This window comes from Brevibacterium limosum (assembly GCF_011617705.1).
Taxonomy (GTDB): Bacteria; Actinomycetota; Actinomycetes; order Actinomycetales; family Brevibacteriaceae; genus Brevibacterium; species Brevibacterium limosum.
Map to the genome: position 1 here is coordinate 2,750,959 of NZ_CP050154.1, position 12,037 is coordinate 2,762,995.

Annotated in this window: 11 protein-coding genes and 1 tRNA gene; 3 read left to right on the forward strand and 9 right to left on the reverse strand. The window is 65.7% G+C overall.

What is annotated here, in order from left to right; all coding sequences use genetic code 11:
* Positions 1–75 precede the first annotated feature (75 nt).
* The 4 genes from GUY37_RS12390 to GUY37_RS12405 all read right to left on the reverse strand — a co-directional run bounded on the left by GUY37_RS12390 (position 76) and on the right by GUY37_RS12405 (position 3,858).
* Entirely contained in the window at positions 76–1,092 is a 1,017-nt protein-coding gene (locus GUY37_RS12390; RefSeq protein ID WP_166826123.1) for an alpha/beta hydrolase, read from the reverse strand.
* A 240-nt stretch (positions 1,093–1,332) separates the two neighbouring features.
* Complete coding sequence (locus GUY37_RS12395; RefSeq protein ID WP_166826126.1) at positions 1,333–2,304, reverse strand: ribose-phosphate diphosphokinase; 972 nt, start codon at positions 2,302–2,304, stop codon at positions 1,333–1,335.
* Positions 2,297–3,754 carry a bifunctional UDP-N-acetylglucosamine diphosphorylase/glucosamine-1-phosphate N-acetyltransferase GlmU gene (glmU, locus tag GUY37_RS12400; RefSeq protein WP_166826129.1) on the reverse strand — a complete coding sequence of 486 codons (1,458 nt, stop codon included), beginning with the start codon at positions 3,752–3,754 and terminating at the stop codon, positions 2,297–2,299. The genes GUY37_RS12395 and glmU overlap by 8 nt, the downstream gene beginning before the upstream one ends.
* Before the next feature lie 32 nt (positions 3,755–3,786).
* Positions 3,787–3,858, reverse strand: a tRNA-Gln gene (locus GUY37_RS12405).
* A 64-nt stretch (positions 3,859–3,922) separates the two neighbouring features.
* On the opposite strand from GUY37_RS12405, the gene GUY37_RS12410 reads away from it, so the two are divergent.
* Positions 3,923–4,312: a hypothetical protein gene (locus tag GUY37_RS12410; RefSeq protein ID WP_166826132.1), complete on the forward strand. Its 390-nt coding sequence runs from the start codon at positions 3,923–3,925 to the stop codon at positions 4,310–4,312.
* 122 nt (positions 4,313–4,434) lie between these two features.
* A complete protein-coding gene (locus GUY37_RS12415; RefSeq protein WP_166826135.1) occupies positions 4,435–6,987 on the forward strand; it encodes a UvrD-helicase domain-containing protein in 2,553 nt (850 codons plus the stop codon).
* Between the two features lie 130 nt (positions 6,988–7,117).
* Here the strand turns inward: GUY37_RS12415 and GUY37_RS12420 are convergent, their stop codons facing one another.
* The 4 genes from GUY37_RS12420 to purN form a co-directional block, all read right to left on the reverse strand.
* Positions 7,118–7,300: an Rv0909 family putative TA system antitoxin gene (locus tag GUY37_RS12420; RefSeq protein ID WP_166826138.1), complete on the reverse strand. Its 183-nt coding sequence runs from the start codon at positions 7,298–7,300 to the stop codon at positions 7,118–7,120.
* Between the two features lie 137 nt (positions 7,301–7,437).
* Positions 7,438–7,779: a hypothetical protein gene (locus GUY37_RS12425; protein WP_166826142.1), complete on the reverse strand. Its 342-nt coding sequence runs from the start codon at positions 7,777–7,779 to the stop codon at positions 7,438–7,440.
* 1 nt (position 7,780) lies between these two features.
* Positions 7,781–9,325 carry a bifunctional phosphoribosylaminoimidazolecarboxamide formyltransferase/IMP cyclohydrolase gene (gene purH / locus GUY37_RS12430; RefSeq protein WP_166826145.1) on the reverse strand — a complete coding sequence of 515 codons (1,545 nt, stop codon included), beginning with the start codon at positions 9,323–9,325 and terminating at the stop codon, positions 7,781–7,783.
* A gap of 48 nt (positions 9,326–9,373) precedes the next feature.
* On the reverse strand, positions 9,374–9,997 hold the full coding sequence (gene purN / locus GUY37_RS12435) for a phosphoribosylglycinamide formyltransferase (RefSeq protein ID WP_166826148.1): 624 nt from the start codon (positions 9,995–9,997) through the stop codon (positions 9,374–9,376).
* Positions 9,998–10,099: 102 nt separating this feature from the next.
* Between purN and GUY37_RS12440 the strand changes: the two genes are divergently transcribed.
* Positions 10,100–10,552 (forward strand): hypothetical protein, encoded by a 453-nt coding sequence (locus GUY37_RS12440; RefSeq protein WP_152347712.1) that lies wholly within the window; start codon positions 10,100–10,102, stop codon positions 10,550–10,552.
* A 158-nt stretch (positions 10,553–10,710) separates the two neighbouring features.
* Here the strand turns inward: GUY37_RS12440 and GUY37_RS12445 are convergent, their stop codons facing one another.
* The gene (locus GUY37_RS12445; RefSeq protein ID WP_166826150.1) at positions 10,711–12,018 is read right to left on the reverse strand and encodes a cell division protein PerM; all 1,308 of its coding nucleotides are present in this window, start codon (positions 12,016–12,018) and stop codon (positions 10,711–10,713) included.
* Positions 12,019–12,037 lie beyond the last annotated feature (19 nt).

A 12,037-nucleotide genomic window follows, 5' to 3' on the forward strand; every position in this document is an offset into this window, starting at 1 on the left:
CCAGTGGGCTTGAGTTCGTGGGACAGGACCGCGTCGATCACGGAGACATCAGTCTCCCTCGCCGAGGCAACCCAGCTATTCTACGGCACCGTCCGTTTCGGCACCAATTCGAGAGGTCACGGCTGCGGCGCAGGCATCGATCCCGGTCTCGGTGAGGAGGATGTCGTAGTGATTGGTCCCCTGCACATCGACCATGCCCATCCGCGGCCATCGCCGGGCGAAGTCAGCGGTCAGCTCGGGCGGGTAGAGGCCAGGTTCGGCGGCGACGAGGTCGCGTTCGGCGAAGAGGAAGACCACCTCGGCCTGGGAGTCGTCACTGCCCATGATCGTCTCCAGCGCCTCACGGTAGGCCGACCCGGTGTACATGTCCGCCGAATCGGCCTGCATCGCCTCCACCGAGGTCGACGGCTGGAACGAATGGTCGTCCTTGGCCGCCAGGTCATAGACGAAGCTCTCGGTGGCCACGGTGTCGAGGCCGTCGACGAAGGCGGGGTGAGCGGCGAAGTACGCCAGGTACTCCTCGACGCTGCCGAAGCTCATCGACAGCCGCTCGGCGGCCGGGCCGAGGACGGCGGCGATGAGGTCGTCGGTGTCGAGATCCTCATCGTTGAGGTCATCGACGGGACCGTCTCCATGGGGCTGTCCCACGGGCAGGGGAAGCCCCCCGTCGATGAGGACGGGACCGCAGAAACGACGGGCCGCCTCGGCGCCGGCATCAGTGATCTGCTCAGCCGACATCCCGGCCAGGGTCACGGCGACGAACCCGCCCATGGAATGCCCGACCAGGGTGACGGGCCCGTCCGGGGCGAAGGTGTCGACGACAGCGAGGACGTCCTGGGCGTGGGCGGCCATTCCGTACGGGCCGGGCAGGGTGCGGGAATCGGCCCGCCCGCGCAGGTCCGGGCCGATGACGCGGACGCTGGGCAGTGCGGAGACGAGGCCCGCGAAGAACAGGTGGTTGGAGGTGATGCCGTGGATGACGCACACGGTGGGCACACGTCCGGGGCCGGTCGCCACCGGCTCCCACACTCCCACGGACAGCTGCCCTCCGGGAACGTCCACGCGGTACCGGTTGTAATCGTGTGAGGACATCGTCCCTGATCCCTTCGCTTAGGCGTTGTCTCCAGTGTAGGACCTCACAGCAGCGGCGACGATGGGGTTCCGCGCATCGAACCGACCGGGCCGCCGGCTCCGGCGTGGCCGAATCACCTGGTCCGAACGCGGCGGAGCCCCGAGCTCACCTGGTCTGAACGGGGCGGAGCCCCGAGTCGATGATCGACTCGGGGCTCCGTCGGTGTCAGTGGCCGCACCTCCGTGCGGACGGTCGTGGGCTCAGACCTCGAAGAGGCTCGTGACCGATCCGTCCTCGAAGACCTCGTGCACGGCACGGGCGATGAGCGGGGCGATCGAGAGCACGGTGAGCTTGTCGAACTTCTTGTCTTCGCTCAGCGGCAGGGTGTTGGTGACGATGACCTCTTCGGCCACGGAGTTCGACAGGCGTTCGACGGCCGGGCCGGAGAACACGGCGTGGGTGGACACGACGATGACGCCCTTGGCGCCGGCCGCCATGCAGGCCTCGGCGGCCTGGACGATGGTGCCGCCGGTGTCGATCATGTCGTCGACGAGCACGCAGGTGCGACCCTCGACCTCACCGACGACGCGGTTGGCCTTCGTCTCGTTCGGTCGGGTGATGTCGCGGGTCTTGTGGATGAAGGCCAGCGGCACTCCGCCCAGTGAGTTCGACCAGTTCTCGGCGACCTTGATGCGCCCTGCGTCGGGAGAGACCACGGCGAGATCGCCGGGATAGTTCTCCTTGACGTATCCGGCGAGGATCGGCATGGCGATGAGGTGGTCGACGGGGCCGTCGAAATACCCCTGGATCTGCGCGGTGTGCAGATCGACGGTGATGATGCGGTCGGCACCGGCGGTCTTGTACAGGTCGGCGACGAGGCGAGCGGAGATGGGCTCACGGCCGCGGTGCTTCTTGTCCTGCCGTGCGTACGGAAAGAACGGGGCGATGACGGTGATCCGCTTGGCCGATGCGCGCTTGAGCGCGTCGACCATGATCAGCTGCTCCATCAGCCATTCGTTGATGGGAGCACAGTGGGACTGGAGGACGAAGACGTCGCTGCCGCGGACCGACTCTGAATAGCGGACGTAGATCTCACCGTTCGCGAAGTTGTAGATGTCGGTGGGGAGGAGTTCGGTCCCCAGGTTCTCCGCGACTTGTTCGGCGAGTTCGGGGTTTGCCCGACCGCTGACCAGGACGAGCTTCTTATCGCCCGTCGTCGTTATCTCATTCACTTATCCGTTCCCCTTCGGACGCGTTCTCGGCGGCCTGCGCTGCAGGCGTGCCCGGACGGTTTGTCTGGACCCAGCCCTCCAAGTTGCGCTGCGGGGCCACGGAGATGGCCAGCGCTCCTGCAGGGACATCCTTGCGCACCGTCGTGCTTGCACCCGAATAGGCGCCGTCGCCCACGGTGACAGGGGCGACATACATATTGTCCGAGCCCATGCGTGCATGCTTGCCGATGACGGTGCGGTGCTTGTTGACGCCGTCGTAGTTGACGAACACCGAGGCGGCTCCGATGTTCGAACCCTCCCCGATCTCCGCATCGCCGACGTAGGAGAGGTGGGGCACCTTCGCACCCTTGCCGATATCGGCGTTCTTCGTCTCCACGAAGGTGCCGATCTTTCCGGACTCGCCGAGCTTGGTGCCCGGACGCAGATAGGCGAACGGTCCGACATCGGCCTTCGGACCGACGACGGCGAGCTCACCGTGGGTGCGCACAACCTGTGCGCCCTCTCCCACCTCGGTGTCCTTGAGCGTGGTGTCGGGGCCGACGATGGCACCGGCTCCGATGTCGGTGGCGCCCAGCAGCTGGGTGCCCGGCAGGATCGTCGCATCGGCGGCGATGGAGACGTCGACGTCGATCCACGTGGTGTCGGGGTCGATGATGGAGACTCCGGCGCGCATGAACTTCTCGCACTGGCGCCGGTTGAGTTCCTTGCCGAGGTTGGCCAGCTGCACGCGATCGTTCGCTCCTTCGACCTGCCACAGGTCGTCGGTGGCGGTGGCGGCAACGGACAGCCCGGCTTCGCGGGACAGTCCGATCACGTCGGTGAGATACTTCTCACCTTGGGCGTTGTCGGTGGTCAGAGACGCCAGACCCTGCCGCAGCGCGGAGGCGTCGAAGGCGTAGATCCCGGAGTTGATCTCGCGGATGGCCCGCTCGGTCTCGCTCGCGTCCTTCTGTTCGACGATGCTCAGCAGGGCGCCGTTCGCGTCGCGGACGATGCGGCCGTACCCGTTGGGGTCGTCCACCTCGGCGGACAGGACGGTCACGGCGTTGGAGTCGGATTCGTGGATCTCGACGAGCCCGGTGATCGTCTCGGTCGTCAGCAACGGCACATCGCCGTAGGTGACGACGACGGTTCCGCTGAGGTCCTCGGGCAGCTGCGTCAGCGCACATTCGGTGGCGCGTCCGGTGCCGGGGAGGTCATCCTGGTCGGCGATGAGCAGGGTCCGCTGGGAGGACACGGGGAGGGAGTCGAGGTGGGCGACGAGCTGATCGCGCTCGTGGCGGACGACGACGATGAGGTGTTCGGGAGAGGTTCCGGCCGCAGCTGCGACGGAGTGATGGAGCAGGGAGCGTCCGCCGATGGGATGCATCACCTTGGGAAGAGCCGACTTCATTCGAGTGCCTTGGCCCGCTGCCAGTACGATGACGGCGGTCGGATGAGTCTGCGACATAGTTGAATCCTTCGCATGTCGGGTTGGGCCAGCTCCGCCCATAGGATTCGAACCTATACTGCACGGCTCCAAAGGCCGGCGTGCTGCCATTACACCAGGGCGGAACAGCGTGCACCAGGAGAGGGGCCCGCGCTCACGAGACACCATCATGCCACTACGATTAACTGTATGGAAATTCTACGCGAGATTCTTCTGACCCTGCATCTGCTGGGCATGGCGATCATTGTCGGTGGCTATTTCACCGTCATCCGCTCCCCCAGAGTGATGCCGGGAATGCTGCATGGCGCTTATCTGCAGCTGCTCACCGGCCTGCTGCTCATGGGCCTGGCCGAGATGGGCGATGGCACCGTCAACCATATGAAGATCGGGATCAAGCTGGTCGTGGCGATCCTCGTCACGGTCTTCGCCTTCATCGGCGACAGGAAGCAGAAGGCCTTCGCGGCGTCTGCCCCCGCCGAGGGCGGTGCCGTGGCGGTGAAGAATCCGTCGGCGACCATGGCGCACCTGGTCGTCATCTTCGCAGTCATCAACGTGATCGTGGCCGTCTTCGTCCACTGATAACCCCCCATTTGCTACCTGACGGCGGCTGAGCAACCTCGCGCGAGGTTGCTCAGCCGCCGTCAGGTAGTTCTGAGGGGTGTGACCTCGTGTCCGGGGCTGACGGTATCGTTGGGGGCGACATGACTGCTGCAGCTGAACACACCGACCATGCCGCCGGCGCCGACTCCCGAGCGGCCGAACTCCTCACCGGACTCAACCCCAGGCAGCGCGAGGCCGTGATCCACACCGGGTCCCCACTGCTCATCGTCGCCGGAGCCGGATCGGGCAAGACAACCGTGCTCACTCGACGCATCGCCTATGCTCTGGCCACCGGTCGCGCCCACCCCGGTGAAGTCCTGGCGATCACATTCACGAACAAGGCCGCGAAGGAGATGGCCGAACGCGTGTCCTCGATCGTCGGCCCCGCTTCCCGCGCCATGTGGGTCTCGACCTTCCACTCCTCGTGTGTGCGCATCCTCCGCCGCGAGGCGAAGGTGCTGGGCATGAAGTCGAACTTCACCATCTACGACGCCCAGGATGCTCAGCGACTCGTCGCTCAGATCCTCAAGGAGCTCGGCCTCGACACGAAGAAATACGCACCACGGGCCATCCTGCACCGGATCTCGAACCTCAAGAACGAGCTGCAGACCCCCGATGACTTCATCCCGCGCCCCAACAACCCCGCCGACGAGGTCCTCGCCGACGTCTTCAAGCGCTACACCTCTCGCCTGCGCCTGGCCAATGCCTTCGACTTCGACGACCTCATCGCAGAGACCGTCCATCTCTTCGGCGCCTTCCCCGAGGTAGCCGATTCCTACCGTCGCCGGTTCCGCCACATCCTCGTCGACGAGTACCAGGACACGAACCCGGCACAGTACGCCCTGATCAAGGCCTTGGCCGGTAATGGTGCCGGAGGTCCCACGGGAGCCGAACTCACTGTCGTCGGCGACGCCGACCAGTCGATCTATGCCTTCCGCGGTGCCACTGTCCGCAATATCGTCGAGTTCGAGAAAGACTTCCCGAATGCGGACACCATTCTGTTGGAGCAGAACTACCGCTCGACGCAGAACATCCTCGACGCGGCCAATGCCGTGATCGCGAACAACGACGACCGCCGGGAGAAGAAGCTGTGGACCTCGGAGGGAACGGGTGAGCAGATCGTCGGCTGGGTGGCCGAGAACGAGCAGGGCGAAGCCCGGTTCATCGTCGACCGCATCGACGACCTCATCGACGAAGAGAAGTACACCTACGGTGATTTCGCAGTCTTCTACCGCACGAACGCGCAGTCGCGTGCCATCGAAGATGCACTGGTCCGCTCCGGAATCCCGTACAAGGTCGTCGGCGGCACCCGCTTCTACGAGCGCAAGGAGATCAAGGACGCCCTCGGCTACCTGCGCGTCGTCTCGAACCCCGATGACGACGTCAACCTGCGACGCATCCTCAATGTGCCCAAACGCTCCATCGGCGACCGCACCGAAGGCCTCATCGCCGACTTCGCCGACCGGGAGAACATCAGCTTCTTCACCGCTCTGGGCCGCCTCGACGAGATCCCGCACCTGAGTTCGCGCGCCCTGACCTCGGTGAAGAAGTTCTTTGACCTCATGCAGGATCTGCGCTCGACCGCCGAGTCCTCTCCTCTCTCCCGCGTCATCGAGGCGATCCTCGAACAGTCCGGGTACCTCGAATCGCTGCAGAAGAGCACCGATCCGCAGGACGAGTCCCGCGTCGACAACCTCGCCGAGCTCGTCGCCGTGGCCGAGGACTTCGTCGCCACTCGTGAAGCCGCGGTTGCGGAACCAGGCACACCAGATGATGCTGACACCAACACAGGCATCGACACCGAGGTGACCGCCGCCGAAACGGCGACCGAGACAGGGAACGAAACCGCCGCCGAGGGGGCCGCTCCCGACGCCGGTGACACCGGTTCCGCTGACGCCTCCGCCGCTCCGGGTGTCGGGCCCGCGGCGATCGACCAGTTCCTCGAACAGGTGGCTCTGGCCTCGGACACGGATCAGATTCCCGATGCCGAACTCGGCCAGGTCACGCTGATGACTCTGCACACGGCCAAGGGCCTGGAGTTCCCGGTGGTCTTCCTCACCGGACTCGAAGACGGCGGGTTCCCGCATTCGCGGTCGTTCGAGAATCCGCAGGAGCTGTCGGAGGAGCGACGTCTGGCGTATGTCGGGCTCACGCGCGCCCGGCAGCGGCTGCTCGTCACCCGCGCGGAGACCCGCAGCATGTGGGGTCAGCCTCAGTACAATCCGCCGAGCCGGTTCCTGTCCGAGATCCCGGAGAACCTCATCAGCTGGGAGAACACAGGCAGCTTCTCCGGAGGATTCTCCGGCGGCTTCGGCTCGGGAGGGTTCGGATCCGGCGGGTACGGCTCCGGCGGCTATTCCTCCGGATACTCCGGAGGCTCACGCGGCTTCGGGTCGTCGCGCTCGTCCGGCAGCGGATCCCGCTCGAGTGCGAGTCCATCGGCCCCGGTCGCCGGATTCCCCAACCGAATCCGCCCCAACCGTGAGGTCATCTCCGTCGAGGTCGGCGAAAAGGTCTCGCACGAGTCCTTCGGGCTCGGCACCGTCACCGAGGTCAACGGCGTCGGCGACAAGACCGTGGCGGTCGTCGATTTCGGTTCGGCCGGGTCGAAGCGACTGCTGCTGCGCTACGCCCCGATCGAGAAGCTCGGCTGAGTCGACCGCGGCGGCGGATGCACGGTTCAGCCGTGCTTGCTCCCCCGCTGCGGTGCACAAGAAAGCGCCGAGGAGAACCTGAGTTCTCCTCGGCGCCTTTTCCATGCCGGACGCGGCTATGGAGTGAAAGTCAGTCGTTGCCGAACTTGCCATCGGCTCCGTCGCGACCCTTGTCGATCTGGTCTTCGAACTTGCCGCCGGTGGCGTTGTTGGCGGCGTCAGCAGCCTTGTCCAGGCCCTGGTCGCTGATCTCTTCACCCTTGTCGCTATTCATGGCGTCCTTGGCTTTGTTTGTCAGATCGTCCAGTCCCATGCTGTCTCCTTTCATCGGAAAAGGTTCTCAGCGAACCTCCTGACGCCACTCACCTTGCCATTGTTCCCGACGAGACGACACCTGTCGGTTCCATTTCTCAGCAAATGCACATACTGCGTTTTTCCGAGGTCGACCCGTCATCTGCTCAGGGGCACGAGGAAGGCCAATCCGACAAGCAGTCCGGCGAACAGCAGACAGGTGGTGATGTCGACGGCCTTCGACCGGTTCGTCCACACTTCGGTCCACGGAGGGGGCATCGCGCGGAACCCGGCGAGGCCGGCGGGCACGATCGCCAGGATGACAGCGCCGAGGCGGAAGTCGACGACCGAGCATGCCGCGGCGGCGGCGACTCCCAGGAGGCAGCCGAGCAGCACCCAGTCACGCCGGGTGGGATGGGCGTACCGGCGTTTCCAGTAGATCCATCGCTTGGCGATCGGCCCTCTCCCCCGCCGTGCATGGCGGGGGTGGGGTCGTTTCATCTCAGTGGAAGAAATGGCGGCTCCCGGTCAGGTACATCGTGATGCCGGCCTCCTCCGCGGCCGCGATGACCTCATCGTCGCGGATCGATCCGCCCGGCTGCACCACGGCGGTGACCCCGGCGTCGATGAGGATCTGCAGACCGTCGGGGAAGGGGAAGAAGGCGTCCGACGAGGCGACCGCACCCGCGGCGCGTTCGGCTCCGGCCCGTTCGACGGCGAGTTTGGCCGAGTCGACACGGTTGACCTGGCCCATGCCCACCCCCACCGAGGCGCCGCCCTTGGCGAGCAGGATCGCGTTGGATTTCACGGCCCGCCCGGCCTTCCACGCGAATTCGAGGTCGGCAAGAACCTCCGGGGTTGCTGCCGATCCTGCGGCCAGGGTCCAGTTCTCCGGGGAGTCTCCCTCGGCCTGGAAGGCGTCGCGGTCCTGGACGAGGAAGCCACCGCTGATCGGCTTGATCTCGACGGTGGGGGCATCGATGTCGCCGAGTTCGAGCAGACGCAGGTTCTTCTTCGTCGTGAGGATCTCGAGGGCCTCGGCGCTGAAGGACGGAGCAGCCAGGCACTCTGTGAAGATCGGCTTGATCGAAGCGGCCAGCTCGGCGTCGACCTCACGGTTCGTGGCGATGACACCGCCGTAGGCCGACAGCGGATCGCATTGGTGGGCGGTCTTGTGCGCTGCGGCTGCGGTCTCACCGACGGCGATTCCGCACGGGTTCGCGTGCTTGATTATGGCCACGGCCGGCTGGTCGAAGTCGAAGGCTGCGCGGATCGCGGCATCGGTGTCCGTGTAGTTGTTGTACGACATCGCCTTGCCGCCGAGCAGCGTTGCACCGGCGATTCCGGCGGTGCCGTCGGAGTACACGGCGGCGGCCTGGTGCGGGTTCTCTCCGTAGCGCAGCTCGGCGATCTTCTCACCGGTGAGTCCCGCGAATGCGGCCTTCTCCTCGGTGGCGAGTTCTGCGGCGAACCAGGAGGCGACAGCCGAGTCGTAGGCCGCGGTGTGGGCGAAGGCTCTTGCGGCGAAGGAGCGTCGGGCCTCGAGGTCGAAGCCGTCTGCGGCAGCGGCGTCGAGCACGGCCGAGTAGTCGGCCGGATCGGTCACGACGGTGACCGTGGGGTGGTTCTTCGCCGCCGCGCGCACCATCGAGGGCCCGCCGATGTCGATCTGCTCGATGCAGTCGTCGAAGCCGGCTCCGCTGGCGACGGTGTCGGCGAACGGGTAGAGGTTGACGACGACGAGGTCGAAGGGTTCGATCTCGAGTTCGGACAGCTGTTCCAGGTGCTCGGGTTTGCGGGAGTCGGCGAGGATGCCGGCGTGGACGCGCGGGTGGAGGGTTTTGACCCGTCCTTCGAGGCATTCGGGGAACCCGGTGAGCTCTTCGACCTTCGTCACCGCGGCCCCCGTCTCGGCGATCTTCGCCGCCGTGGATCCGGTCGACACGATCTGGACTCCGGCTGCGTGGAGGCCGCGAGCCAGCTCCTCCAGTCCGGTCTTGTCGTAGACGCTGATCAGCGCTCTCTTGATCGCGCGGGTTCCTGTCACAGATCCTCCTTGAGGTTCGGTCGCCGGTCGGTTCTTCGCACGGCGGGGTCAGTGGGCGGTCGTCGCCGAGGCGGCATATCCGCGGACATGCCGACCGTCGACGACGAGGTCGGTGTGGGCCAGGTGCGCGAGCAGACGCACGAGCTCTTCGCGTTCACGGGCTTTGATGTTCTCGTGCACGGTCTCCTCGGTGTCGTCATCGCCGATGGGCACCGCGTACTGGGTGATGATCGGTCCTGTGTCGACTCCCGTGTCGACGAGATGGATGGTTCCGCCGGTCAGCTTCACCCCATGGGCGAGCGCGTCGCGGACTCCGTGTGCGCCCGGGAATGAGGGAAGCAGGGCCGGGTGGGTGTTGATGATCCGAGAAGGGAAGGCTTCGACGAAGCCGGCGCCGAGGATGCGCATGAAACCGGCTGAGACCACCCAGTCCGGGGCGAGTCCGGCCACCGTGTCCTTCAGGGCCGCGTTCCACTCGTCACGGTCGGCGAAGTCCTTGGGCCGGACGACGAAGGAGGGAATCGAATGCTGCTCGGCTCTGGCCAGGACTCCGGCCGTGGCCGAATCGGCTCCGATGGCGACGATGTCGACTCCGCGGGCCCCGTCGGCGAAAGCGTCGATGACGGACTGCGTGAGGGTCCCGGATCCTGAGGCCAGAAGAACGGTGCGCACCCGCACAGTCTAACGTCTGCCGCGCACGGACGATGCCCGGCTGTCATCGTGCGGACACGGCCCGCCGAGGCATTTGTCAGTCGACTGTGAGAAACTGGCGTGGTGACGTCACCGCAGAATACCGAAGAGAAGAAGGCGCCGACCCCCGAAGAGGAGGCACAGGCCGCACCGGCACGACATGGGCTCGTCCTGATCCTGCTGATCCTCGCCTCGGTGCTGACGTTCACCTATCAGCTGCCATTCAAGCTCGCCGCCATCGGCTTCGCCATCGCCGCGGTCGTGTGGTCGGTGAAGTACATCGTCGCCGTGGTCAGGACCAAGCAGCGCCGGAACATGTCCTTGGGCATCCTCGGCGGCCTGCTCAGCGTCTATCTCATCTTCTCCACGATGTCGTCGGTCGTCCTCTGGCCGGTGCAGTCGAAGTACGAGGAATGCCTGCGCGATGCGATCACGCAGCAGGCGCAGCTGTCCTGCACCAGCGAATATCAGTCGGGTCTGGGTGACTGGTTCAAGCAGATCACCGGCCAGGAACTCGATCTGCCCGGCACCAACTGACCGACATGGTCCGATCCCCGATCGTTCAGCGCTGATCTCCACACCGAGGATGCCCTTGACTCACGTCTGAGACCACCTCCGAGTCGGCGTGCAGTTCACGCCGCAACTGCGGCGAGTGCGCTTCCCCTCATCACGGGGCACCGAGGCGGCCCACCCGTCTATCGCAGTTCGTCTTCGTCGACGATGTCGTCGGCGACCGGTTCCGGCACGTCCTTGCCGAAGGCATCCGCTGTGTCGCCCTCGCCGAATTCATCCTCTCCGTCATCATCGGCGAAATCGGAGTAGACGGTGTGCAGACCGGAGAGTCTGATCAGCAGCAGGCCGGCGACCGTCCCCACACCGATCCACCCCGTGATCGCCGGCGCTGACGTCAGCGCCGAGGGCCCGAATCCGGACAGGCCCAGCGGCCCCAGGGCTCCGCCGGCGAAGAGTGCGAGGATCTCGAAGGTGACGAACAGGAGTCCGATCGCGATTCCGAGCCCCGTCCAGGACTGTGCGGCGATTTCGCGAGCTCGGACACGACCGAGGATGACGCACAGCAGACCGACCAGCACGAGAAGTGCCGGTGCGGCCGCCGTCCACGCCGGATAGTCACCGGTCAGCAGCCGCAGCACGTGCACATCGGGCACCGGTGCGGACGTCGACCTGAATGCCGAGCTCGTCCCCGCCCCGCCGATGCTCACCCCTGTCCCGGCGGTCCAGGACAGAGCCGAGTAGAAGACGCTCGGCGCGAAGAGCACCTGGACGATGATGAGACCGATGCCGGCGGCGACCGGTGAGCTGTAGACCTGCGCAGTGTCGGCGACGTCGTTCCAGCGGAGGACGATGCCGACGACGATCACGACCGCAGCAGCGGCCACGGCCGCCCACAGCAGACGACGGACGAGACTGGAGGCGACGCTCCAGGCGTCGATCCCGAGCATGGACAGCCCGGGAATGTCACCGATTCCACGGACACGAACGAAGCCCCACGCAACGGCCGAGATGAGGAAGAGGACGATTCGGAGGAATCCGCCCGGAGTCACTGTGGCCTGACCGACCAGGATCGCCAGCGCGAGCAGAGGACCGGCGTAGGCGACGACGAAGGTGCCCACAGCTGTGCCCATGAGAGCCCACCATCCACCCGGATCGTCCTCACTCTCCGTCTGACTGGCTGCGGCTGTGCTGTCGACCACTCGCTTGGCGGCCGCCGCCACGAGGAACCACAGCCCCAGAGTCACGAGACTCGGAGCCAGGGAGAAGTCGAATCCCAGAGTCGAGACGCTCAGTCCCGAGACCGTCGCCCACAGCGCGAACGCCCATTCGGGAATCGCCGAATACGGCAGCTGTGAGCCGAGACCGATGATCCAGAAGACGGTCGAGACGACGAATCCTGCGGGCACGACGATGAGGTCGATCTTCACGACTTCCATGAGGGCTGCCAAGATCGTCCGACGGTACGGCTGAGGGTGTGGAGAAGTGTGCATCAGGACCATTTTCGCTTAA